Here is a 24,636-nt window from a genome sequence, read left to right on the forward strand (position 1 = left end):
CCCTCTCCACCCGGCCGCGTGATCGCGGCCGGGTGGAGAGCAACGAGACGGTCAGGTCATGGTCGGCTACATCCTTCAGCGCCTCTCCGGCATGATCGCGGTCATGCTGCTCGTCGTCACGATCGTCTTCGTGATCGTTCGCGTGACGCCCGGCGATCCCGCTGCGGTCATGCTCGGCCCCGAGGCGACGGCCCAGGACGTCGCCGACCTGCGCACAAGGCTCGGTCTCGACCGTTCGATCATCTCGCAATACGTGATCTATGTCGGGCAGCTGCTGCGCGGCGATCTCGGCCAGTCGATCTTCCTGAACATGCCGGTGACCTCGGCGCTGATGGAGCGGGCGGAGCCGACCTTCTTCCTGACGCTGTTGTCGCTCGCGATCGCCAGCACCATCGCCCTGCCGGTCGGCATCTATGCCGCCTATCGGCGCGGCTCCTTCCTCGATCAGGCGGCGACGACGCTCGCCATGCTCGGCGCCAGCATCCCCGGCTTCTGGCTTGGCCTCATCCTGATGCAGGTCTTCGCGGTGCGTCTCGGCATCCTGCCCGTCTCCGGCTATGGCGGCCCCGATACCAGCCTGTTGGAGCGCATCCGCCACCTGATCCTGCCGGCAGTGGCGCTCGGACTCGTTTCCTCGGCGCTGATCATGCGCTTCACCCGCGCCTCGATGCTCGACGTGCTCGGCGACGACTATGTCCGCACAGCCCGCGCAAAAGGGCTGGGCGAGCAGGCCGTCATCCTTCGACATGCGCTGAAGAACGCGCTGATCCCGATCCTGACCGTGCTCGGCCTGACCGCCGCCGTGCTGGTCTCCGGCGCGGTGGTGACCGAGACGGTGTTCGGCCTGCCGGGTGTCGGCAATCTCGTGGTCTCGGCCGTGCTAAGGCGCGACTACCCGGTGATCCAGGGCGCGCTGCTGGTCATCGCCGGCCTGTATGTCCTGATCAATTTCGCGATCGACATGCTCTATCTGCTGGTCGATCCCAGGGTGCGCTACTGATGACCGATCTCGCTCCCGACGCACCGGCGCCGAACCGCGCCCGGATCTTCCTCCGCGATCTGCTGAAGCGCCGCATGGTGGCGATCGGCCTCGCTATCCTCATCGTCTTCGTGCTGCTGGCGGCGTTCGCGCCGCTGCTCGCCCCCTATGCGCCGGGCCGGCTCTCGGTCGTCAACCGGCTGAAGCCGCCCTCCGGGATCTACTGGTTCGGCACGGACGAGTTCGGCCGGGACATCTTCTCGCGCATGCTCTATGCGGGCCGGCTGTCGCTTTCGGTCGGCGCCGCCGTCGTCGTTTTGTCCTCGCTGATCGGCGTGACGCTCGGGCTGCTGGCCGGGTTCTTCAAGCGGCTGGACACGCCGATCGCACGCCTGATCGACGCGATGATGGCCTTCCCCGACATCCTGCTCGCGATCGCGCTGGTCGCGGCGCTCGGCCCCTCGCTGATGACGGTGATCATCGCGCTCTCGATCGTCTATGCGCCGCGGCTTGCGCGCATCGTCCGGGCCGCGACACTGGTGATCCGCGAGCTGCCCTATGTCGAGGCCGCCCGCGCCTTCGGCAACTCGACCTCCCGGATCATGTTCCGGCATGTGCTGCCCAATATCGTCTCGCCGATCACGGTGCAGGCCACCTTCATCTTCGCCAGCGCCATGCTGGCGGAAGCCGGCCTCTCCTTCCTCGGGCTCGGCGTCAGCCCGGATATCCCGACCTGGGGCACGATGATCTCGTCCGGCCGGCAATATATCGGCCAGGCCGACTGGATGACCTATTTCCCCGGCCTCGCCATCGTGCTCGCCGTGCTCTCCCTGCAGATGGTGGGCGACGGCCTGCGCGACCTGCTCGATCCGCGCCTGCGGAAGGATCTCTGACATGACACCTGCCACGCGGCAGCCGCTCCTGATCTCCAATGTGAAGCCGGTCTCCTTCGGGCCGGCGATCCCCACGGCGGCCACGGACATCCTCGTCGGCGGCGACGGCAGGATCGCCGCGATCGGCGCCGGTCTGGCGGCGCCGGCCGATGCCGAGCGCATCGACGGCAAGGGCGCCTTCGTCTCGCCGGGCTGGGTCGATCTCCATGTCCATGTCTGGCATGGCGGCACCGACATCTCGCTCAGGCCGAGCGATTGCGGAGCCGAGCGCGGCGTCACCACCATGGTCGATGCCGGCTCGGCCGGCGAAGCCAACTTCCACGGCTTCCGCGAATATGTCATCGAGCCGGCGCGCGAGCGGATCAAGGCCTTCCTCAATCTCGGCTCGATCGGGCTCGTCGCCTGCAACCGCGTGCCGGAACTGCGCGACATCAAGGACATCGATCTCGACCGCATCATCGAATGCTATGCCGAGAACAGCGAGCATATCGTCGGCCTCAAGGTGCGTGCGAGCCATGTCATCACCGGCTCCTGGGGCGTGACGCCGGTCAAGCTCGGCAAGAAGATCGCCAAGATCCTAAAGCTGCCGATGATGGTCCATGTCGGCGAGCCGCCCGCCCTCTATGACGAGGTGCTGGAGATCCTCGGGCCCGGCGACGTTGTCACCCACTGCTTCAACGGCAAGGCCGGGTCGAGCATCCTGGAGGACGAGGACCTGTTCAAGCTGGCCGAGCGCTGCGCCGCTGAGGGCGTGCGGCTCGATATCGGCCACGGCGGCGCCTCCTTCTCCTTCAAGGTGGCGGAGGCGGCGATCCAGCGCGGGCTGATGCCATTCTCGATCTCGACCGACCTGCATAACCGCTGCATGAACTTCCCGGTCTGGGACCTGGCGACGACGATGTCGAAGCTGCTCTGCGTCGGCATGCCCTTCGACGCCATCATCCACGCCGTGACCCATGCGCCGGCCTCGGTGATCAAGCTCGACATGACGGACCGGCTGACCATCGGCGAACGCGCCGATTTCACGATCTTCGACCTGATCGACAGCGATCTGGAGGCGACCGATTCCAATGGCGACGTCTCGAAGCTGACCCGGCTGTTCGAGCCGCGCCATGCGGTGATCGGCACTGATGCGATCGCCGCCAGCCGCTATGTGCCGCGTCCGCGCCGTCTTGTCCGGCACAGCCACGGGCTGTCCTGGCGTTGACGAAACGGCCGGCAAGGCAGAGAGGTTAGCCCCGATGGAAACCCAGCGGGGCAGCGCCGTTCGAAGCGGTATGCGGCAGGCATGAAAGCCCGGACATGAGCAAAGCCACGACGATGCCAGCCAGCGGAGACACGCCGGAGCCCGCCGGGCCGCGGCGCTCGCGCGTCAGCGGCATCGACCGCGCCGTACAGATCCTCGACCATCTCCAGCAGGAAGGCCGGGCCCAGACCGCCTATGAGGTCGCCCGCGCGATCAGCGCGCCGCTCTCGACGGTTTACGCCATCGTCGAGGACCTGCTCGACAAGAGCCTGCTGGCGCGCACCGGCGAGGGCGGCGTCTGGCTGGGTCCGCGGCTTTACCACTATGGCCTCGCCTATGCCCGCGATCTCCAAGTCATCAATGTCGCGACGCATGAGATGCATGTGCTGGCGCGCGAAGTCGGCGAAACCGTGCAGATCTGCGGCCGCGACGACGGCATGATGGTGGTCGAAGCGATGGCCGAGGGGCCCGGCCATTTCGTCATCACCTCGCGCGTCGGCACGCGCGTGCCATTGAACTGGACAGCCTCCGGCCGGCTGCTCGTCGCCGGACTGGATGAGACGGAGCGCGCCGCCCTGTTTCGCAAGAGCGCCAAGGCCTCGCCGACCGGCCGCGCCGTCACCGATTCCGCCACCCTGCTCGCCCAGTCGCGCGACGCGCTCGCGGCGGGTGTGTCGATCCAGGCCGGCGAGTCGGATTACGCCGTCGCCTGCATCGCCGCACCCGTGCTGGACGAGAGCGGTGCCTGCCCGATCACCGTCTCGATCGTGCTGCCCGAGTTCCGGGTGAACGAGGAGCACGCGAGTTTCGTCGAGGCGGTGAAGGACGCGGCCCGGCGCATCGAGGACAAGCTCGGCTGGCGCGTCGGCCCTTTCAGCGCCGGCCGCAAGTACGGCTAGTCTCTTCCGCGGACATACGACGGCGCCCATCGGACAGCACACGGTTTCCCTGGTGCGGTCAGCACCAGGGAAACCGCCGTCCCGACCGGCCTGAGGGCGATCCTGCCGGTCGACGCCCTGGATGTCAGCTCTCGCGGAAGGCGCGGGCCATGCTGTCCTTCAGCGGCTGCATCAGATACTCGAAGAAGGTGCGCTCGTGCGTCTGGATATAGACGTCGGCGGGCATTCCCGGTGTCGGCTGGAAGTCGCGGATGCCGGCGACGCTGTTCGCATCGAGACGGGCGCGCACGACGTAGAGATCGGAAACACCGGGATAGGCGCGCTGCTTCTCGTCGGGCAGCGCATCGGCCGAGATATAGATCACCCGGCCAGTGACCATGGGCGTGACGCGCTGGTTGAGCGCAGTCAGGCGCACTGTCGCGACCTGGCTGTGCTTGATCTTGTCGATGTCCTGCGGGCGTACGCGCGCCTCGATGATGAGCTCGTCCTGTAGCGAGACGATCTCCATGATGTTCTTGCCGGCCTCGATGACTCCGCCGGAGGTGTGATAGCGCAGCTTGACCACGGTGCCCCTCACCGGCGCGGTGATGTTCGAGCGGTCGAGCACGCCCTTCACGGTGTGGATGCGCTCACGCACGTCGTTGAGATCGGCGCTGATCTCCTGGAGCTGGTCCGAGGCGATCTTCTGCGCGTTCTTGCGCACGCCGTCGATCTGCTCGACCGAACGCGCGATCCGTTCGCGGGCATCGCCGATATCGCCGGTAATGCGGCCGGCCTCGCCGCCCAGATTGGCGGCAAGCCGCTGGAGCGAGAGCACTTCCGGCTTGCGGATGTAGCCGCGCTGCAGCAGGGCCTGCTTGCCCTCCAGCTCCTCCTTCAGCAATTGCGACTGCTTTTCGACGCCGGCGAGTTGCACCTTGCTGCCGGCAACCTTCTCCTCCAGCGCGTCGATGCTCTTCTGATGGGCCGCGATCTCGCTCGCCATGTTGTTCTGTCGGGCGCGGAAGACGCTGCGCTGGTTCGCCAGCAAGGCCGCGATATCGGGATCAGCCCGCTTGTCGAGCAGATGCGGCGGCCCAGTGAAGTCATCGAGGCCGGCGATCTCGGCCCTGAGCCGCCCCGCGATCATCTCCAGGCGATAGAGCTTCAGTTCATGGCGGCGCAGTTCGGCGCGGGCCGAGGTGTCGTCCAGTTTCACCAAACGCTGGCCGGGCACGACGACATCGCCCTCGCGAACGAGGATCTCGCGGATCACGCCACCTTCCAGATGCTGGATCGTCTTGTTCTGGCCGGTGGTGACGAAGACACCGGTGGCGATGACGGCGCCCGCGATCGGCGCGGTGTTGCCCCAGACGCCGAAGCCCATCACGGTCACGGCGACGATGACGGCGCCGCCGATCGTCGCCGATCGCGTGCTGCGCGGCACATCGTTGTACCAGGGCTGCGATATCAGTTGGACGCTCATGTGCCCGCTCCCCATCCATGCGCTATTGCGGCCGCGCCGCGCCGCCATCGATGCTGCGCTGGCCGACGATCATCGGCAAAATCTCGTCGCGGGTGCCGATGGCCTGCACCGCGCCGTCCTTGATCATCATGATCTTGTCGACGCTGCGCAGCAGGGACGGCCGCTGCGTCACGGCGACCACGGTCATGCCGCGCGCCTTCGCCCGCTGGAAGGCGCGGGCGAGAGCGGCCTCGCCGAGCACGTCGAGATTGGAGTTCGGCTCGTCCAGCACGACCAGCCGGGGATTGCCGTAGAACGCCCGCGCCAGGCCGAGACGCTGCTTCTGCCCGCCCGAGAGCGGGGCGCCGTCGATACCGATCTGCGTCTCGTAGCCATGGGTGAACTGGGCGACCATCTCGTGGATATCGGCGATCTCGGCAGCCTCGAAGACATCGGCATCGGAGGCGTCTTCCCGCATGCGGGCGATATTGGCCTTGATCGATGCCGGGAAAAGCTGCACGTCCTGCGGGAGATAGCCGACATTCTCGCCGAACTGGCGCGGGTCCCAGTTGCGCTGCTCCATCCGGTCAAGCCGCACCGTGCCTGCCGTCGGCGAGATCGAGCCGACGAGCATGCGGGCGAGCGTCGATTTCCCGCAGCCGGAGGCGCCGACGATGGCGAGCGAATCTCCGGGCTCGAGGCTGAAGCTGATGCCGTTCAGGATGACCTTCTTGTTCGGCGGCGGCACGTAGAGGATGCGCTCGACATCGAGGCGGCCCTTCGGGTTCGGCAGCCTCAGCCGGTCGAGATTGAGCGGCGAGGCCTGCAGCAGCGCCTTGACGCGCTGGAAGGCGGCGCGCGCATGGATGAAGCTGCGCCAGCCCTCGATCGTCCCCTCCATCGGCGCCAGCGCGCGACCGGCAACGACCGATGACGCGATGACCATGCCGCCGGTCAGCTGACCTTCGAGCGAGAGCATCGCGCCCCAGCCGAGCATCGCGACCTGCGTGCCCAGCCGGAAGAACTTGGAGGCGCCGGTCATCAGGATGTTGCGGTCCTGCGCGCTGACCTGGGCCTTGAGGGATTCGGCCGTCTCGCGCCCCCACATCAGCACCCCCTCGGGGATCATGCCCATCGCATTGATCACCTGCGCGTTGCGGGACATCGCCTCCGACTGGAGGTTCGCGCGCGTCGTGAAGGCGCTGGAGCGTGCGAAGGGCACCGCGGTGAACTGCTGATTGAAATAGGCGATGACGAACAGAATGACCGCCGCGATGGTGACGATGTAGCCGAGATGCGGATGAATCAGGTAGACCGCCAGCAGGTAGATCGGCGCCGTCGGCGCGTCGAGCATCGTCAGGATGACCGGGCCGGTCAGGAAGCTGCGGATCTGCTGGAGATCGGCCAGCGTCTGGAACTCGCGGTTCGAACCGGTCTGAGCGGCCTTGGCCGCCGCCGCGAGCACGGGCCCGCCGAGCCGGCTTTCGACATCGACCGCCACGCGCATCAGGATGAAGCGGCGCACCATGTCGAGCAGCACATGCGCACCGATCGCGACCATGACGATGAGCGACAGCATGATGAGCGTGTCGAGGCTGCGACTGGTCAGCACGCGATCCGACATCTGGAAGAGATAGATCGGCACGGCGAGCACCAGCGTGTTCACCACGACGGAGAACAAGGCGACGATCATCAGATTATGCCGTGCGCCGGAGAGCCCCTGACCAAGGACCTGCTTGAAGTCCCGGTCGCCAAGGCGCTGCTCGATCGGCGTGCCACGGCCTGATCCGCCGCGACCACCACCGCCGCCGCCGCTGCCACCGCCCTTGCCGCCGCGGTCGCCGTCATGGGCCGTCTTGGACGCCTCGGCCTGCGGCTTCGGACGCAGCAGGGCGGGCTCGGGAGCCGGCCGGCCATCGCGGCGCGCATCGGCGCGAACGGTGTCGCCTTGTGGCGACGACGCCGGCCCGACCGGCGCCAGAGCGACCCGACTATTGCTGTTAGCCGTGCGCTCGGGCCCGGCACTCGCCACGCCCATCGCAAGCGGCAGGCCAAGCACCCGGACCGGCACGGGACCGGCCTGAAGCGGTGCGGCTGGCGGTGGTGCCTCGCTCTTCTCGCTCATGCCCCTGCCCCGTTCCTGTTGTTACGCTTCAGACCATGATGCTCGACGTCAGATGATCCTGCTGGGGATCGACAGTGTGCGCGTGCGGACAATCGGGCTCCGGCTCGTGCGCCGCTTGCTCGGCGAAGGCGACGAGCTCCGGCACCAGCGTGGTCGTGTCGTGGATCGTCACGGTGTCACTGTCGGTGGCGATGTCGACCTGGATCAGCACGGCTTCCTCATAGGCATCGCCGCCGAGATAGTTGGAGGTCGAGAGGAGGCCGGGATCGACGATGACAGCTTCGTTGAGCGCGCTGTTGCCGCCCGCCGCCAAGCCCTGCTCGGTCCCCGCGCTGGCGCTGGCCTGGATGCTCTGGTCGCCATCGATCAGGAAGTTCACCTGCGTGATGACGTTGACATCGTAGTAGTCGCCGGAAGCGTAGAGAATTTTCAGCGTGCCCGAGGCGCTGCCATAGAGCTGCCAGTCGGCATTGGGGGTGAGGATGGTCGCACCGTCCGCGAGCAGACCCATCAGATCGTGATGGGCGTCGAGCATCGGCTTGAAGGCCGGCGCGTCGTAGCTCTCGATGGTGGCTCGGTTGGCCAGGCTGTTGAAGCCCGTGGTGACGATCGTCTCGCTATCCTCTCCGCCGGTGCTGTAGAGCTTGGCGGAATCGGGATCGAGCATGACGTTGTACTGGTAGATCCAGTCCGCGCGATGATAATTCCCGCCGATGATGATGATGTCGTAGCTGTCGAACCCGAAAACCTTGGTCAGGTTGATCTGCAGGTTCTCGCCGGTGCCGAGAGTGAAATAGGTGCCGCCTTCCGCCTGCACCGTCCGGTCGTTGTCGTCGAGACCGTTGAACTGAACGATCGACTTCACGTCGTAGAAGTCGCCGGACATGACGTCGACGACCCAATGCGGGGTGCCGGCCGCGCCGCGGACGCTGATCGTCGATTCATGCGTGATGAACTCGGCGATGTTGTGGACCTCGTTGCCCGCCGTCTTCACGATCGGTGAGAGATCCCCCGCGACGGCGATGTCGACATCGTCGTTGTCGACCAGGATGTTCACCTGGACGATGCCGCGGCTGTAGAAATAATCGCCGCCGACCGTCATCGAGCCGACGGCCTCGTTGGCATCGACGATCACGGCCGCATTGACCTGCGTGTTCAGGCCGGTTTCGGCCAGTGTCGCGACGCCTCCGGTCGGACCCGCAAGGTCCAGTTTCGCCTCGACGACGAGCTCGGCCGGCGCCTCGACCGGCCGCCAGGGCGCGATGTCGAGCAATGTCGGGGCGTAAGGCTCGGGAGCATTGGCGACGCCATCGACGATGCGCCCCACCCGCGCGGCGTCCACGGAGGTGCCTTCCGGATAGGGGCTGCCGGTCTCGGCCCAAGCAGCGTCGCGGCCGGAAATCAGCGCGACGGCGCTCTCGGTGCCGAACCGGAAGGCTGTCGCCATATCGGGAATGCCGTCCGGCACGACGTCGTTCGCCTGCGTCACCAGTTCGGCGAAACGATCGCCGAGTTGCAGTTCCGGCGGAACCACGACGCTGCCATCGGCATAGCGGATGTCGTCCGAGGTGATGAGATCGCGATCGCTCAGAATGTTGACCTGGCGAATCTGGGTCAGGTTCTCGGTACCGCCTTCCCGGTATTCGACGGTGATGACGCGCGGCGAGGCGCCCATGCCGAAACCGAGTTGATCGGCTTGAAGCGGAAGGGGCTTGAGCGGCGGCGAGACCGGCGCCAGAGGCCGGCTCAGGGCGCCGAAGCCCGCCGGCGACAGGTCTTGGCCCAGGCTCCCCGGCGGACGCGACGCCAGCGTCTCCTGGATCGTCGTCGGAACCGAGACCAATTCATCGAAAGCAAGCCCGCGAAGCAGCTCGCGTGCGGAATCGTGGAAATCCGGCGGCAGTGGCGACCACTGGTCACCTTCGTAGAAGGTCGGGGTACGCGCAACGGAATCGGCGAGATGCAGATACCCGATGAAGTGCCAGATGGTCTCGGTGATGCCGCCAGCCTGCATGGCATAATCCTCCGCTGCGTCCGGCTCGCACCGGGTGGGAAGATTCCACGCGCATCTCGCGCATGAGGAGAAGGATTACAGAGCGAAAACCGCGCGGGCCGAACCCGCGCGGTCGCTGACCTGGTCAGGTCTTAGAGGGAATCGTACGCGTCCCCGGAAACCATCGTCGCATCGACAGAGTTGAACTGGATGTTCGCACCCTGGACGATCGACTGGGTGAAGGCTTCCTGGCTGACACTGGCAGCGGCGGTCGCCGCGGCAGCACCGCCGAAGTCGCCGTCATCGCCGGTGAGCGAGCCGATATAGGCCTCAGCCGTGCCGCCCCTCGCGGTGGCGGTCATGCTGAAATCGCCCACCGAGTTCGGATCATCCCAGCAGCCCGCATCGGCCAAGCCACCGGCCGTGTAGCTCACGGTCGCGCTGGACAGCGAGTCGTTGTCGGTCAGGTTGTTGATCTGGTCGAGATTGAACTGGTTACCCGTCGTGAGCGACTGGGTGACGACATCCGGCATGACGATCGAGTTAGTGAGGCCGCTGATGGTCTCGATGTCGATCGCGTCGGGATCGATCGGGCCATCCGGCTCAGGCGCTTCAGCATCGACATCGACCCTCACATTCACGTCGACGCGGGTGTTGACGTGATTGTTGATGTCGTTGGTGACCTCGTTGTAGTTGAGGTTGCCGTTGGCATTGAGATTGCCGTTACCGTTCAGGTTGCCGTTGCCGTTCAGGTTACCGTTAGCGTTCCAGACTTCGGTCTCGACGGCCTGCCCGGCATACTGGAACTGGCCCTGCCCCTGGCCTTGTCCCTGACCCTGACCCTGACCCTGTAGCTGGGCCTGGAGTTCGGCCTGAGCCTGCAATTGGGCCTGATCTTGATTGTCGTCATGTTTCTGAGGCTTAGGCATGACACGCTCCTGATGTTCAGGAAACATCGCGACGTGCCGGATATGCGCCTCTCTTCTGCGCTGCGCGTTCCGTCACAAACGATGCCGATTGAATGAAAACGTCATGCTTTTTGGAACTTCGTCGCGCCGATACAGCGAAACTTCCTTCCCCGGGGTATGGAGCCCGGATAGACGCGGTCCTAAATCATTGGCCTCCCTCCCGATCACTCATTGTGGAATTCTCATTCCGAATGAACCCTCGGGTGATATTTTTATTCTGAAGCATTCAACCGGAATGAAGCGAAAAAACGTAGCATCGATCATATGCGCGAGCGTCAACCCGCACCGATGCCTACAAGATCAGAATAAATATTCCTCGCGGCCGTCATAGATCGCGCGGGCTTTAATTTAACAAGCCCGTGAGATTAGAAACTAAACTCGGATGCCTTTTGTGATTTTTGTTCCATCGGAGGCAGTCCGTTGCTATAAAGAGCCATGACGCACCGGGTGAGTCAACGTGTCGAATAAATACCCTGCGTTAACCGATTGTTGACTTTCATCGACCCAGGGATCGTCCCCTTGCTGCGCGCCGGAGGCTGGCTATGCCTTACGCCGTCCGCCTGCACGACGAACGAGCCGCCTTCCTCTCGCTGGAAGCGCTGATCTGGCGCGACGGGCCGGTTTGTCCGCATTGCCGGGAAAACTCCCGCCTCGGCCGGCTGAGTGGGTCAAGCTGCTCGATCGGCACCTGGAAATGCTACGCCTGCCGCAAGCCCTTCACGGTGAGGCACGGCACGATCTTCCAGAACAGTCACGTCCCGATGCATGTCTGGCTGCAGGGGCTCTACCTCCTGATGTCGAGCGGCCACCGCCTGAGTTCGCAGAAGCTCGGGCAGATTCTCGGCATTTCCGTCCGAACGGCCTGGCATCTGAAAGGCAAGATCGCAGCAGGGCTCGCGGCAAAAGAGGGCAATGTCGATGCTCCACCGGCGGGAACCTGGCCGCCACTCGATATCCGGGCGCCCCTGCAGCAGGAAGTGGCATCGCCGCCGCAGCCTGGACAGGCGGTCTATCGGGCACGCTACGAGCGCTTCCTCAACGCTCTCGACAATCTCGCCTCACCGTGCAGCGACACCGCCTTCTTCGACGCGCTTCACCGATTGCTGGCCTATTCCTCTCCCGCCCGCCCGTCCGCCGCACGTTTCGTGACGGCCGGAGAGCAGCAGCTCGAACTGAGCCTGTTCGACGAGCCGGAACAGCAGATGGACTGTTGCGGGCAAGACGATGCCCGGCTCTAGTGCGCCAGGGCGGCCGCGGCGCGGGTCTTCAGCCACGCCGCCTGCCGTGACGTCGTCAAACACCCAGGCGCCCGCCCTGCACCCGCGCGAGCGGATGATCGACATGCTCCTCCCAGAGCAGCACCAGCGTCGCATCCATCGCTTCGTTGTCGTCCGGATCGCCGCCACGTCCCGACATCGCCTCCAGGAACGCAGCCGCGCCACCGACACCGGCGGCGAAGGCCGGATCGGCGCGGCTGCTCCACAGACAGATCTCCTCCCCGATCAGCTCGGGGCCGATCCCGGTCACCGCATTCAGAACATCGGCCTGTACGGCGGCGAGCGTATCGCTGCGCATCGGGCCGCAATCACGTTGCGCGACCAGCGTGACGAGCGTCGCGAGGAAGCCGATGATCTGGGGGTGCAGCCAGTCGCCCGCCTGCAGGCCGTCGGCAGTGCCCGCTGCTCCACGCAGAAAGGGGTCGAGGGTGGCGTGAGCCAGCCGCCGTGCCCTGCGGATCTTGAGCAGCTCGAACATGGCCTCCTCGCCCCACCCGAAACCTCGCCTTGAAGGGGGGGAGCTATGCGCAGGCCCGCGAAGGGAACATCGGTCCTGCCGCCCCGCCCGGATTTCGACGCGCTGGAGATCGTCTCCGCGCGGCGATCGTCCGAGCGCAGGCTAGCCTTCATGAACCTGGTAGGCGACCTGAATCTTGCATGGTCGAACGACGAGAGCCTGTTCATCTACATATTGATGCTCCTGCTCGGCACGAACGAGCGGGCGGCGGCCATCGTCTTCGCCACGCTGAACACGACGCGGGCGCGGCTCGACCTGGTGCAGCGCCTCGCCAAGATCGCTCCGCTCGACAAGGCGGTGCGCGGCGAGATCAACGACATCGTCGAGCGCTTCTCGGCCGCGACGCGGCTGCGCAACGACCTCAGCCACGCGACCTTCGTCATCGATGCCGAGGGCGAGATCACCCATACCCAGCACATGAAGGTGGAGGAAAGCCGCGGCAACCTGCGCTTCGGCCTGCGCAAGGCCGTCGACCACGGCCGGCTGGAGGAAATCTCCCGGACGATCCATGACCTCCAAGCGCTCAACCGCCGGATCTGGGACCTGATGCCGGTGCTGGAGCAGGCTATGGCCGGACCGGAGAAATAGGCCCGGCCGGACCCAGGCCCCGGCTGGATTGCCATTCCTGGCCAGGCTGGGGTGGCCGGATGTCCGGCCTCCCCGCCTCAGCCCTCAAGCGCGAGAGAGCGCCGCCTCGACGCTCGCCGCCATTGCCAGCAAGGAGCGGTCGGCACCGCGCCGGCCGATCAGCATCATCCCGACCGGGAGCGAGCCTGCGGGAACCGGCAAAGGCAGCGAGAGCGAGGGCGTATCGAGCAGGTTGCCGACGCGGGGATTGCGCAGCACGAGGCCGTTGGCATGGTGGAAGCCGGCATCATCCGCGACGGACGCCAGAAGCGGCGCCCGGATCGGGGTCGTCGGCAGGAGATAGACGGTATCGTCGGTCATCGCCGCCTCGAAAGCCGCGACCGCCGCGGCACGCCGGCGCTGCATGCGGACATAATCGACGCCGAGGATGCCGGCACCCAGTTCAATGCGCGCGCGCGTCTTGGGATCGACCTCGCCGAGGCCGTCAACGCCGAGATCGCGCAAGGTCGCGCCAAGCTCGATCGAGGGGAAGCCGCCGATCTTGTCGAGCGCCGCCAGGGCATCGAGATGCGGGTCGAGCGAGCCGTCCTCAACGTTGAGGCCGGCACGCCGCAGCCGCTCCAGGCCGGCCTCGAACGCCTCGGCAACCTCGCTCTCCATCGCATCGAACAGCCGTCCGCGCGCGACCACGAAGCGGGCCTGCGGCCGCGGTGCCAGCGGCGCATGCGCCTCCCCGGCGAGGACGGCGTCGGTGATGGCGCAATCGGCGACACTGCGGGCGATGGGGCCGACCGTGTCGAGCGTGCTGGAGAGGGAAAAGGCGCCGGTCGTCGGAACGCGGCCCGAAGTCGGCTTGAAGCCAACCGCTCCGGTCAGGGCCGACGGGATGCGGATCGAGCCGCCGGTATCGCTGCCGATCGCGATCTCGGCCATGTCGTCTACCACCGAGACCACGGCGCCCGAAGATGACCCGCCCGGCGCACGGCTGCGATCGTGCGGATTGCCGGCGACGGGATCATGCGCGTTGGTGCCGAGCGCCGAGAAGGCGAATTCGGTCATCTGCGTCTTGCCGACGATAACGGCGCCGGCGGCGCGCAGGCGTTGGACGATCGGGGCGTCAGCGGCAGCCGGCGGCTGGCGGCGCAGGACCGCTGCTCCCGCCCGCGTCGTCTCGCCCGCCACGTCGAACAGGTCCTTGATCGAGACGATCCGGCCGTCGAGTGGTCCCAAGGGCTTTCCGGCCGCGATCCGGGCGTCGGAAGCCTCGGCCTCGCGCCGCGCCGCAGCTTCATAGAGCGTCGTGAAGACCCTCCCGCCTTCGAGCCTGGGGTCGCGAATCCGGGCGAGCACCTGGTCGAGGCGCATGGCGGCGGACGGGCGGGAGCTTTCGGTCATCGGAACACCTTTCTCGAACCACGACGCCGACGATGAAAAGCTTGGGATCAGCACCGGACAGAATCGGTGCGAGCGTATCCGCTGCAACCGCGCCGTAAATGGCTCTTGTTCACATTGCGCCGATCGGCGGCTAGAAATGGCTCGCGAGATTCCGCGGGCAGAACCTCGCCGCCCTGACGTGCCTTGCTTGCAAGGCACGCGGCCGTGCCTCCCCGCATTTCTGAAAGGCTGAAACATGTCCCAGTGGAGCGATTTCAAGCGCGACGCGATCTTCGTCGGCGGGCGCTGGCTGGACAAGGCATCGGGCGGAACGATCGACGTCACCGATCCGGCGACGGGCAAGTCCATCGGCACGGTTCCCTCCGCCGGCGTGGCGGAGACGCGCGCCGCGATCGAGGCCGCGCATGCAGCCTTCCCGGCCTGGGCCGCCAAGACCGCACAGGAGCGCGCGGCACTTCTACGCAAGCTCGCCGACGAAATCCTGAAGCACCAGGACGCGCTCGCCGAGCTTCTGACCCGCGAACAGGGCAAGCCGCTGGCCGAAGCCAGGGGCGAGGTCGGCATGAGCGCGGCCTATGTGCTGTGGTTCGCCGAGGAGGCACGGCGCGTCTATGGCGACGTCATCCCCTCCCCCTGGGCCGACCGGCGCATCATCGTGACCAAGCAGCCGCTCGGCGTCGTCGGCGCGATCACGCCCTGGAACTTCCCCTCCTCGATGCTCGCCCGCAAGATCGGCCCGGCGCTGGCCGCTGGCTGCACCGTCGTCGCCAAGCCTGCTTCGCAGACGCCCTATTCGGCGCTGGCCTGGGGCATCCTCGCCGAGAAGGCCGGCATCCCGGCCGGCGTCGTCAATGTCGTGACAGGTGACGCCCGCACCGTCGGTGGCGAGCTCACCGGCAATCCGCTCGTGCGCAAGATCACCTTCACCGGCTCGACCCCGGTCGGCAAGGTCCTGCTCAAGCAGGCGGCCGAGACGGTCAAGAAGGTCTCGATGGAACTCGGCGGCAACGCCCCCTTCATCGTCTTCGACGATGCCGATCTCGACCGGGCGGTCGAAGGCGCGATCGCCGCAAAATTCCGCAATTCCGGGCAGACCTGCGTCTGCACCAACCGATTCTATGCGCAGGCCGGCATCTACGACGCCTTCATCGAGAAGCTGGCGGCCGCAGCCCGCAAGCTCAAGCTCGGCTCGGGCCTCGAGGTCGGCGTGACGCAGGGTCCGCTGATCGACGACAAGGCACTCGTCAAGGTCGAGGAGATGGTGGCGGACGCCAAGGCCAAGGGCGGCACCGTCGCGACCGGCGGCAAGCGCTCGGAACTGGGGCAGAGCTTCTACGAGCCCACCGTGATCGCGGGCGCGACCAGCGCGATGCAGTTCGCCCGCGAGGAGATATTCGGACCGGTCGCTCCGGTCTTCCGCTTCGAGACCGAGGCGGAGGCGATCCGGCTCGCCAACGACACCGAGTACGGGCTCGCCTGCTACTTCTACACCCGCGATCTCGGCCGCACCTTCCGCGTCTCGGAAGCGCTGCAATACGGCATTGTCGGCGTAAACGAAGGCATCATCACCACCGAGGTCGCCCCCTTCGGTGGCGTCAAGGAATCCGGGCTGGGCTCCGAAGGCTCGAAATACGGCCTGCAGGACTATCTCGACGTGAAGTACACCTGCATCGGCGGACTTGGCGCCGGGGCCACGGCCTAGCTGGTCCCGCCTGAATGACGCGCGACATCGCAGCACGACGACACCACGCCATCCTGGCGAAGCTCGACGAGACGGGCTCCGTCACGGTGGAGGAGCTTGCGCAGGTGCTCGACGTGTCGCGCGAGACGGTCCGGCGTGATCTCAAGGCTCTGTCGGCCGGCAGCCTGCTCGCGATCGTCCATGGCGGCGCCATCCGCAACGAACGCTCGGAAGCGTCCTTCGCCAACCGGCGCACCGTGAACCGCGCCGGCAAGGAGGTGATCGCCGATCTCGCCGTCTCGCTGATCGGCGACGGCATGACCATCCTGCTCGATTCCGGCACGACGACCGAAGCGCTGGCGCGGGCGCTGGCCCGCTCCGACCGCAAGCGCCTGATCGTGCATACGACCTCGCTTGAGAATGCTCGGCTCGTCAGCCGGCTGGGTGGCGCCCGCGTCTTCCTGATCGGCGGCGAGTTCGACCGCAACGAGGATGCGACGACCGGCCCGGAGACGCTCAGGGCGATCGCGCGGCTCTCGGCCGATTTCGCCTTCGTCAGCGTCGGTGGGGTCGATCCGGGCGGATACGCGACCGACTATACCCGTGCCGGTGCCGCCACCCGCACAGCCCTGCTGAACGCGGCCGAGCAAGGCTTCCTGATGGCCGACAACAGCAAGTTCGGGCTCGTCCTGCCCAGCCGCATCGGCGGCGACAAGCCTTGCGCCGGGCTTCTGGTCGATCAGGCTCCGCCCGCCCAGCTCGCTGCGAAACTGGCGGAGCAAGGGATCAGGATTCACGTTGGATGATTTGACTGTTTTTGTGGTTTTTTGTTGTTTTCTGAATTCGACCCGCTAAGCTGCCTTCCATCGCGGAGGCGCTCATGTCCATTCCCACCCAATCCCGTGTCGTCATCATCGGCGGCGGCATCATCGGCTGCTCGGTCGCCTATCACCTGACCAAGCTCGGCTGGCGCGACGTGCTGCTGCTGGAACAGGGGCGGCTCTCCTCCGGCACGACCTGGCATGCGGCCGGCCTTGTCGGACAGCTCCGCAGCCAGTCCAGCATGACACGGCTGATCCGCTATTCGACCGAGCTCTACGCCTCGCTGGAGAACGAGACCGGGCTCGCCACCGGCTGGAAACGCTGCGGCTCGGTCTCAGTCGCCCGGACCGAGGAGCGCATGACGCAGCTCCGCCGGACGATCTCGGCAGCGCGCGCGCAGGGCGTCGAGATCGAGGAGCTGAGTCCGCAGGAGGCCGGCGACAAATGGCCGGTGATGCGCACCGACGATCTGGTCGGCGGCGTCTGGTTGCCGGGCGACGGCAAGGCCAACCCCTCCGACATCACGCAGGCGCTGGCGCGCGGCGCCCGCAGCGGCGGCGCGACCGTGCGCGAAGGCATTCGCGTCACCGGCATCGAGACGGAGAAGGGCCGGGTCAAGGCGGTGCAGACCGATCAGGGCCGGGTCGAATGCGAGGTTCTGGTGATCTGCGCCGGGCAGTGGTCGCGCACCATCGGCCAGATGTGCGGGGTCTCGGTGCCGCTGCACTCGGCCGAGCACATGTACATCGTCACCGGCAAGATCGCGGGCGTCTCGCCCGATCTGCCGGTGATGCGCGATCCCGACGGCTACATCTACTTCAAGGAAGAGGTCGGCGGGCTCGTCATGGGCGGGTTCGAGCCGGATGCGAAGCCCTGGGGCATGGACGGCATCCCCTACCCGTTCGAATTCCAGCTCCTGCCCGACGACTGGGACCAGTTCGGCATCCTGATGGAGAACGCGCTCCAGCGCGTGCCGGCGCTGGAGACCGCCGAGATCAAGACCTTCCTCAACGGCCCCGAGAGCTTCACGCCGGACAACAACTTCCTGCTCGGCGAGGCGCCGGAGGTGGCGGGAATCTATGTCGGCGCCGGCTTCAACTCGATGGGCATCGCGTCGGCCGGGGGCGCCGGCCGGGCGCTGGCCGAATGGATCGTCGAGGGCGAGGCGACCAGCGACCTCTGGCCGGTCGATATCCGCCGCTTCGCCGATTTCAACAACAACCCGGCCTGGCTGAAGGACCGGATCAAGGAGACGCTCGGCCTCCACTACGCCATGCCCTGGCCGAACCGCGAGCTGGACACCGCCCGCCCCTTCCGACGCTCGCCGCTCTATGACCGCCTCGCCGCCAAGGGCGCCGTCTTCGGCTCGAAGATGGGCTGGGAGCGCGCGAACTATTTCGCCCGCACCGAGGCGGAGCGCACGATCGGCTATTCCTTCGGCCCGCAGAACTGGTTCGAGACGGTGGCAGTCGAGCATCGCGCCTGCCGCGAGGCGGCCGGGCTCGTCGACATGTCGAGCTTCGCCAAGTTCCTGCTGCAGGGGCCTCAGGCCGAGGCTGCCTTGCAGCGCCTCGCCGCCAACGACGTGGCCGTGCCGGTCGGGACTTCCGTCTATACGGCCCTGCTCAACGCCCGAGGTACGTTCGAAAGCGACCTCACCGCCGCGCGGATCGCGCCCGACAGCTATCTCCTGCTCACCGGCACCGCCCAGGCGACGCGCGACGCCCACTGGATCAGGCGCCAATTGCCTGAAGGCGTGACGCTGACCGACGTGACATCGTCCTATGCCGTGCTTTCGCTTGCCGGGCCGAAGGTACCCGAGCTTCTGGCCCGCCTCTCGCCGACCTCCTTCGACCTCGCGGACTTCCCGGCCAACGCGATCCGCAAGATCACGATCGGCTATGCCACGACCTGGACCTGCCGCCGCTCCTATCTCGGCGACGGGTTCGAGCTCTATGCCCCCGTCGAGTTCACCGCCGCGATCTATGACGCGCTGCACGAGGTCGGGGCCGATCTCGGGCTGGTGGATGCCGGCTATTACGCCGTCGACTCGCTGCGCATCGAGAAGGGTTTTCGAGCCTGGGGTCGCGAACTCACGCCGGATGTGAACCCCTACGAGGCCGGGCTCGGCTTCGCGGTGAAGCTCGGCAAGGGCGACTTCCTCGGCCGCGAGGCACTCATCACTGCCAAGGCCGCGCCGCGCACCAAACGCCTGATCGCTCTTGTCGGACCGCGCCCGAACGGGCAGATGGCCTGGGGCGGCGAAGCGATCCTGGCGGATGGCAAGCCGGTCGGCGAGATCACCTCGGCCGCGTTCGGCGCGAGCCTAGATGGCATCGTGGCACTGGGCTGGGCTTCAAGCGACCAGCCGATCGACCAGGGCTGGCTCGATGCACGGAGCTGGTCTATCGACCTCGCCGGCACCACTGTTCCGGTCAGCGCGAGCCTCACGGCGCCGCTCGATCGCAAGGCGCTCTAGATCATCGCGCGTCCTGAAGGACGCGATCACGATGATCTATCTCATTGGCGTTGCATCGGATTTATCCGAAAAGTGGATTCCACTTTTCGGTCCGATGCACTAGAGAAACGAGACCATGACTGAGGCCCATTCCGCGCATGCCCCGGCCCTCGGGCGGGACTTCAAGGTGCAGAAGCCCGACCGCATCCTGACGCTGTCCTGCGAGGACCGGCCGGGCATCGTCCATGCCGTCAGCGGTGTGCTCTACCGCCATGGCTGCAACATCCTCGAAAGCGCGCAGTTCAGCGATCCGCGCGACGGCCGCTTCTTCATGCGCGTCGCCTTCGCGACGGGCGAACGCTTCGACGAAGCCGCGTTCCGGCGCGAGTTCGACGGCGTCGCCGGCACCTTCCGCATGGATTGGGACGCGATCGACGCTGCCGCGCCGGCGCGGGTGCTCCTGATGGTCTCGCGCTTCGGCCATTGCCTGAACGACCTGCTGTTCCGGCAGGCGACCGGCAATCTCAACATCGAAATTCCCGCGATCGTCTCCAATCACCGTGATTTTGAAGCGCTGGCCAAGAGCTACGGCATTCCTTTCCACTACCTGCCGGTCACGCCCGCCACCAAGGCCGAGCAGGAAGCGCGCCTGCTGGAGATCGTCGCGGAGACGAATTCATCGCTGGTCGTGCTCGCCCGCTATATGCAGGTGCTGTCGAATGATCTCTGCCGGGCGCTGGATGGGCGGGCGATCAACATCCACCATTCCTTCCTGCCGAGCTTCAAGGGCGCCAAGCCCTATCATCAGGCCTATGATCGCGGCGTGAAGCTGATCGGCGCGACCGCGCATTACGTCACGCCCGATCTCGACGAAGGCCCGATCATCGACCAGGACGTCGGCCGCGCCGACCATTCGCTGGCGCCGGACGATCTGGTCAGCGCCGGCCGCGACATCGAGGCCGTCGTGCTGGCGCGGGCGCTGAGGCTCCATATCGAGCGCCGGGTGATGCTGGCCGGCCGCCGCACAGTGATCTTCCGCTAGGCTCAGGCGAAGGCGACATTCCGCGTCTGCGCCCGCAGGCGCGGGTCGTGCGAGCGGATCTGGACCGGCCTGCCGTCGAGGATCTCGAAGCAGCGCGCCAGCGTGTCGTCGGAGAGGCGCCGCATCGCCTCGAGCGTGAAGAAGGTCAGGTGCGGGAACAGGATGACGTCATTGCGGCCGAACAGCGGGCTGAGCGGGTGGCCGGAGCGGGCGAGCGGCTCCTGGCTGTAGACGTCGAGCCCGACGCCGCCGAGCTTCCCCGCCAGCACCGCCTCGACCAGCGCCACCTCGTCGATCAGCGCGCCGCGCGAGACATTGACGAGGATCGCATCCGACTTGAGGCAAGCCAACTCGGCCCGGCCGATGATATGGCGTGTCGCGTCGTTCAGGACGCTGTGCAGCGAGACGAGATCGCATTGCCGGAGCATCGCGTGGAGGTCGTCGACCTTCTCGATCCCGGCCGCCGCCATGGTCGCGGCATCGACATACGGATCGTAGCCGAGGACGCGCGCCCGGAACCCCTGCCCCGCCATCCGCGCCATGCTGCGCCCGATCTTGCCAGTGCCGACCAGCCCCAGCGTCGCGCCGGCGATATCGCGGCCTAGCCAGCGTGCCGCCGGCCAGATCCAGCCCTCGCTCTGAATAGCGCCTCCGATCTCCGGCAGGCGCTTCGCCAGCGCGATCATCAGGGCGAAGGCGCCCTCAGCGACCGTCTCCTCGGCGTATTCGGGCACGTTGACGACGGGGATGCCGCGCGCGCTCGCGGCGGGGATGTCGATGGCATCGATGCCGACGCCGTATTTGACGATGCCCTTGAGTTTGGGCGCCGCCGCGATCACCCGCGCAGTGATGGGCGTGTAGCACATCAGCAGCAGATCGGCGTCGGCGACCTCTCGCACGAGCGCCTCCTCGGAAATCCCGTCGGGGAGCGTGACGAGCTCGATGCCGCGGGCGCGAAGCCCTGCGTCGATCTCCGGGCATTCCAGTTCCCGGTCGGTGCGGACAGCCTTCATCACCGCCTCCTCAGCCCGCCAGGATCGCCTGCTCGACGATGCCGAGCGCGCGTTCGAGATCGGCCCGCGCGATCACCATCGGCGGCGACAGGGTCAGCACGTTGCCCTGGCTGATCTTGAAGCTCAGGCCCGCTTCCAGGCAGCGGTAATAGACCCGCTCAGCCAAGGCATTGTCAGGCGTCCAGGCATCGCGATCCGAAACGAGCTCGACCCCGAAGAGCAGGCCGCGCCCGCGCACGTCGCCGACGGCCGGGCAGCCCGCGCCGAAACTCCGCAGGCGCTCCATCGCATAGGCGCCCAGTTCGGCCGCGCGCTCGGTCAGCCCCTCCTCGCGGATGATGTTGATCGTCGTCAGCGCCGCGCGGGTGGTGACCGGGTTCTTCTCATGGGTGTAGTGGCCGATCGCATAGCCGCCGGCGACATCGAGATCGCGCCGCGCCACCACCGCCGCGATGGGCAGGATGCCACCGCCCAGCGCCTTGCCGAGCACGACCATATCGGGCTGCACTTCGTCATGCTCATGGGCGAAGAAGCGCCCGGTCTTGCCGAGCCCGGTCGGGATCTCGTCGAAGATCAGGAGCGTGCCGTGACGGTCGCAGGCCTCGCGCACGCTCTTCCAGAAGCCCGGCGCCGGCGGATAGGGCGTCGCCCGCATCGGCTCGGCGACGACGGCCGCGACATCCCCTTCCCGCGCCAGCACATAGGAGATCATGCGAGCGCAGGCGCGGGCCGAATCCTCCAGATTGTCATGGCCATAGGCACAGTTGCGGGTGCCCCAGGGCGCGACATGCTCGGCGCCGGGGAGGAGCGGTCCGGCGATCCCGGAGCGGAAGGTCGCCTCGCCGCCGACGCTGGAGGCGCCGAAGCCGGCGCCATGGAAGGCGTCCCAGAAGGACAGGGTCTTGAACCGGCCGGTCGCGGCACGCGCGAGCCGCAGCGCCACCTCGATCGCATCCGAGCCGCCGGTGGTGAAGAGCACCTTGCCGAGATCGCCCGGCGCCATCCGCCCGAGCGTCTCGGCCAGTTCGACGGCGGGTTCGCAAGTAAAGCGGCGCGGCGCGAAGCAGAGATTGTCGAGCTGTGCCTTGATCGCCTCCTTCAGGCGCGGATGGCCGTAGCCGATATGGTGGACGCTGTTGCCATGGAAATCCATGTAGCGCCGCCCCATCGTATCCTCGATCCAGATGCCCTCCGCCTTGGCGATGGCGGTGAGGCAGGGGCTCGACAGGCTCTGATGCAGGAAGGCGGCGGAGTCGCGCGCGAGCAATGCGCGGGTTCCGGCATCGCCGATCCCGGCAGACCAATCGCTGCGCGCCGCGGAGGTGTTGGATTCGCCCTCGGTATGGACGATGGCGGCGGTTTCGGCGCGCATGGCAGGATCCCGTTTTGTCCCTGCCGCCTGATGATTTCTCTCGGAACCACGGCGTCATTCCGGGCTTGCCCCGGGATCCATCGGAGGGCTCCGGAGCCCCATAATGGATCCCGGATCTGCGCGGCTTCGCCGCTTGCCCGGGATGACGCGGTGGTTCTGTCGGAAATCAGCAGGCTCCAGGGGGACTCTCTCGTCTCAGAATGCCCTTGCTTCGTTGATCTGAAAAATCGCTATTTCATATCCAAGTATAAATTCTAGCGATATCATTCCGGATCGATTTTTCCGAGGTTCCGCCCGCCATGCGTTATGTCCAGCTCCGGGCCTTCCATCAGGTCGCGCTATCCGGCGGCTTCTCGAAAGCAGCGCTCGCGCTCAACCTCACCCAGCCGGCGATCTCCGATCAGGTCCGGAAGCTGGAGGAGGAATACGATGTCGCGCTGTTCAGCCGTCGCCATCGACAGGTCGTCCTGACGCCGGCCGGCCAGAGGCTGCTCGCCGTCACGCATCGCCTGTTCGGGGCCGAGGGCGAAGCGCTGGAACTGCTGCAGGAGGAGCGCTCGCTGCGGACCGGCGCCCTCAGGATCGTCGCCGATTCCGTGCATCATGTGCTTGATGTGCTCACGGCCTTCCGCGAGCGCCATCCCGGCATCCAGGTCTCGATCTCGCAGGGCAATACCGGCAGCATCGTCGAGACGTTGATCGGCTACGATGCCGAGATCGGCGTGCTCGGCGAACTCGCCGACGAGCGGCCGTTCGAAGTGCTGCCGCTCAATGTCTCACCGATCATTGCCTTCGCGGCGAAGGACCACCCGGCGGCGGGGCGTCCGATGCTTTCCATTCGAGAACTGGCGGTCTGGCCGCTAGTTATGCGCGAACGCGGATCGCGCACGCGGCAATTGCTGGAGCAGCGCGCGGCGGAACAGGGTGTTGCGCTCGGCTACGCAGTGGAGGCGGAGGGCCGCGAAGCGGTGCGCGCCATCGTGGTGGCGGGCGGCGGCATCGGCTTCGTCTCGGCTGCCGAGTTCGGCGAGGACGATCCGCGGCTCGTCCGCATCCCACTCGACGGGCCGGCGCTGCTGATGCACGAGAAGCTGATCTGCCTGCACGAACGCCGCAACAGCAAGGCGATTCAGGCCTTTTTCGCGCTGGCGCGGTCCCTGCGCGGCCAGTCTCCGACGCTAGGGTAGCACCCTGCCCGTCCGCAGCGCATGCGCCCAGTCGGCGCGACCGTTCTGCTCGGCGCGACGCGCGGCATGCGCCCAGTCGTAGACGGCGAGATGGTGCTCGATCGCGATCTCCGCGCCGAACGTGACCACGGCGAAGCGGGCATGCGGCATGCCGCTCTCGGAGACATGGGCCGGATTCGTGTCGCGATAAGCGGGGTTCCCGACGCTGCCGGGATTGAGCACGATCGCACCGGAGCTCAGGCGCGCCGCGCGCGGCAGATGGCTGTGCCCGCAGAGCATCAGCGGCGCCGTCCGCCCGGCGAGGCGCTGCTCGATCGTGGCGATCGGCGACGGCATGAGATGGCCGTCATGCACCTCTTCCATCAGGTAGGTTTCATCATCCCCGGGGCTGGCATGGAAGCAGAGCGCGCCCTCGACCGTGATCTCGACCGGCAATCCGGCGAGCCAGGCGCGGGCTTCCGGGTCGAGCGCCTGCCAGGCGTAGCTGTCCGACTCGCCGAGCCCCAGGGCCGAGGCCGCGCCCAACGCCCGGTCGTGATTGCCGCGGACATGGGTGATCTCGCGCGAGCGCAGCAAGGCGACCGCCTCGGCCGGCCAGAGCGGGCCGGAGGCGCAATCGCCGAGATTGATCAGGCGATCGACGGACATCTCGTCGAGCCTCGCCAGCACCGCTTCGAGCGCCAGCAGGTTTCCATGGATATCGGCGATCACTCCAAGGCGCACGCTGGTCTCTATCC

At 66.7% G+C, this 24,636-nt stretch carries 20 protein-coding genes; 11 read left to right on the forward strand and 9 right to left on the reverse strand.

Annotation, left to right across the window (positions count from 1 at the left end):
• The first annotated feature begins 58 nt into the window (after window positions 1-58).
• From AC6RIC_RS16100 to AC6RIC_RS16115, 4 genes are all read left to right on the forward strand, one after another.
• Window positions 59-1,000 (forward strand): ABC transporter permease, encoded by a 942-nt coding sequence (locus AC6RIC_RS16100; RefSeq protein ID WP_488847940.1) that lies wholly within the window; start codon window positions 59-61, stop codon window positions 998-1,000.
• Window positions 1,000-1,872 carry an ABC transporter permease gene (locus AC6RIC_RS16105; RefSeq protein WP_499733082.1) on the forward strand — a complete coding sequence of 291 codons (873 nt, stop codon included), beginning with the start codon at window positions 1,000-1,002 and terminating at the stop codon, window positions 1,870-1,872. Before AC6RIC_RS16100 ends, AC6RIC_RS16105 begins: the two co-directional genes overlap by 1 nt.
• A gap of 1 nt (window position 1,873) precedes the next feature.
• Window positions 1,874-3,079, forward strand: a complete 1,206-nt coding sequence (locus tag AC6RIC_RS16110) for an amidohydrolase/deacetylase family metallohydrolase (RefSeq protein ID WP_499733083.1) — start codon at window positions 1,874-1,876, stop codon at window positions 3,077-3,079.
• A gap of 95 nt (window positions 3,080-3,174) precedes the next feature.
• Window positions 3,175-4,017 carry an IclR family transcriptional regulator gene (locus tag AC6RIC_RS16115; protein ID WP_454657211.1) on the forward strand — a complete coding sequence of 281 codons (843 nt, stop codon included), beginning with the start codon at window positions 3,175-3,177 and terminating at the stop codon, window positions 4,015-4,017.
• A 124-nt stretch (window positions 4,018-4,141) separates the two neighbouring features.
• Here AC6RIC_RS16115 and AC6RIC_RS16120 read toward each other — a convergent pair whose 3' ends face one another.
• The 4 genes from AC6RIC_RS16120 to AC6RIC_RS16135 form a co-directional block, all read right to left on the reverse strand.
• Entirely contained in the window at window positions 4,142-5,482 is a 1,341-nt protein-coding gene (locus tag AC6RIC_RS16120) for an HlyD family type I secretion periplasmic adaptor subunit (protein ID WP_499733084.1), read from the reverse strand.
• Window positions 5,483-5,504: 22 nt separating this feature from the next.
• Window positions 5,505-7,586 carry a type I secretion system permease/ATPase gene (locus AC6RIC_RS16125; protein ID WP_499733085.1) on the reverse strand — a complete coding sequence of 694 codons (2,082 nt, stop codon included), beginning with the start codon at window positions 7,584-7,586 and terminating at the stop codon, window positions 5,505-5,507.
• A gap of 28 nt (window positions 7,587-7,614) precedes the next feature.
• Complete coding sequence (locus AC6RIC_RS16130; RefSeq protein WP_499733086.1) at window positions 7,615-9,600, reverse strand: hypothetical protein; 1,986 nt, start codon at window positions 9,598-9,600, stop codon at window positions 7,615-7,617.
• 131 nt (window positions 9,601-9,731) lie between these two features.
• Window positions 9,732-10,508 carry a hypothetical protein gene (locus AC6RIC_RS16135; protein WP_499733087.1) on the reverse strand — a complete coding sequence of 259 codons (777 nt, stop codon included), beginning with the start codon at window positions 10,506-10,508 and terminating at the stop codon, window positions 9,732-9,734.
• Between the two features lie 581 nt (window positions 10,509-11,089).
• On the opposite strand from AC6RIC_RS16135, the gene AC6RIC_RS16140 reads away from it, so the two are divergent.
• A complete protein-coding gene (locus AC6RIC_RS16140; protein ID WP_454657216.1) occupies window positions 11,090-11,785 on the forward strand; it encodes a transposase in 696 nt (231 codons plus the stop codon).
• A gap of 55 nt (window positions 11,786-11,840) precedes the next feature.
• Here AC6RIC_RS16140 and AC6RIC_RS16145 read toward each other — a convergent pair whose 3' ends face one another.
• The gene (locus AC6RIC_RS16145) at window positions 11,841-12,302 is read right to left on the reverse strand and encodes a hypothetical protein (protein ID WP_454657217.1); all 462 of its coding nucleotides are present in this window, start codon (window positions 12,300-12,302) and stop codon (window positions 11,841-11,843) included.
• Between the two features lie 45 nt (window positions 12,303-12,347).
• On the opposite strand from AC6RIC_RS16145, the gene AC6RIC_RS16150 reads away from it, so the two are divergent.
• Window positions 12,348-12,929, forward strand: coding sequence for a hypothetical protein (locus tag AC6RIC_RS16150; protein WP_499733088.1), 582 nt, complete (start codon window positions 12,348-12,350; stop codon window positions 12,927-12,929).
• A gap of 84 nt (window positions 12,930-13,013) precedes the next feature.
• Here AC6RIC_RS16150 and AC6RIC_RS16155 read toward each other — a convergent pair whose 3' ends face one another.
• Window positions 13,014-14,324 carry an amidase family protein gene (locus tag AC6RIC_RS16155; RefSeq protein ID WP_499733089.1) on the reverse strand — a complete coding sequence of 437 codons (1,311 nt, stop codon included), beginning with the start codon at window positions 14,322-14,324 and terminating at the stop codon, window positions 13,014-13,016.
• A gap of 235 nt (window positions 14,325-14,559) precedes the next feature.
• Between AC6RIC_RS16155 and AC6RIC_RS16160 the strand changes: the two genes are divergently transcribed.
• From AC6RIC_RS16160 to purU, 4 genes are all read left to right on the forward strand, one after another.
• Window positions 14,560-16,026 (forward strand): NAD-dependent succinate-semialdehyde dehydrogenase, encoded by a 1,467-nt coding sequence (locus AC6RIC_RS16160; protein ID WP_499733090.1) that lies wholly within the window; start codon window positions 14,560-14,562, stop codon window positions 16,024-16,026.
• 14 nt (window positions 16,027-16,040) lie between these two features.
• Window positions 16,041-16,811, forward strand: coding sequence for a DeoR/GlpR family DNA-binding transcription regulator (locus AC6RIC_RS16165; protein WP_499733091.1), 771 nt, complete (start codon window positions 16,041-16,043; stop codon window positions 16,809-16,811).
• Window positions 16,812-16,885: 74 nt separating this feature from the next.
• Window positions 16,886-19,306: a GcvT family protein gene (locus tag AC6RIC_RS16170; RefSeq protein ID WP_499733092.1), complete on the forward strand. Its 2,421-nt coding sequence runs from the start codon at window positions 16,886-16,888 to the stop codon at window positions 19,304-19,306.
• Window positions 19,307-19,421: 115 nt separating this feature from the next.
• The gene (gene purU / locus AC6RIC_RS16175; protein WP_454657223.1) at window positions 19,422-20,327 is read left to right on the forward strand and encodes a formyltetrahydrofolate deformylase; all 906 of its coding nucleotides are present in this window, start codon (window positions 19,422-19,424) and stop codon (window positions 20,325-20,327) included.
• A gap of 2 nt (window positions 20,328-20,329) precedes the next feature.
• Here the strand turns inward: purU and AC6RIC_RS16180 are convergent, their stop codons facing one another.
• Together AC6RIC_RS16180 and pbfA are read right to left on the reverse strand one after the other, a co-directional pair.
• On the reverse strand, window positions 20,330-21,340 hold the full coding sequence (locus AC6RIC_RS16180; RefSeq protein WP_499733093.1) for a 2-hydroxyacid dehydrogenase: 1,011 nt from the start codon (window positions 21,338-21,340) through the stop codon (window positions 20,330-20,332).
• A gap of 10 nt (window positions 21,341-21,350) precedes the next feature.
• Window positions 21,351-22,712: a (R)-1-hydroxy-2-aminoethylphosphonate ammonia-lyase gene (pbfA, locus tag AC6RIC_RS16185; protein ID WP_499733094.1), complete on the reverse strand. Its 1,362-nt coding sequence runs from the start codon at window positions 22,710-22,712 to the stop codon at window positions 21,351-21,353.
• Window positions 22,713-23,011: 299 nt separating this feature from the next.
• Between pbfA and AC6RIC_RS16190 the strand changes: the two genes are divergently transcribed.
• Window positions 23,012-23,899, forward strand: coding sequence for a LysR substrate-binding domain-containing protein (locus AC6RIC_RS16190; protein ID WP_499733095.1), 888 nt, complete (start codon window positions 23,012-23,014; stop codon window positions 23,897-23,899).
• Here the strand turns inward: AC6RIC_RS16190 and AC6RIC_RS16195 are convergent.
• Window positions 23,891-24,622 (reverse strand): metallophosphoesterase family protein, encoded by a 732-nt coding sequence (locus AC6RIC_RS16195; protein WP_499733096.1) that lies wholly within the window; start codon window positions 24,620-24,622, stop codon window positions 23,891-23,893. The two genes, AC6RIC_RS16190 and AC6RIC_RS16195, sit on opposite strands and share 9 nt — an antisense overlap.
• Between the last annotated feature and the right edge of the window lie 14 nt (window positions 24,623-24,636).

The sequence above is a fragment of the Allobosea sp. TBD101 genome (genome assembly GCF_059817965.1).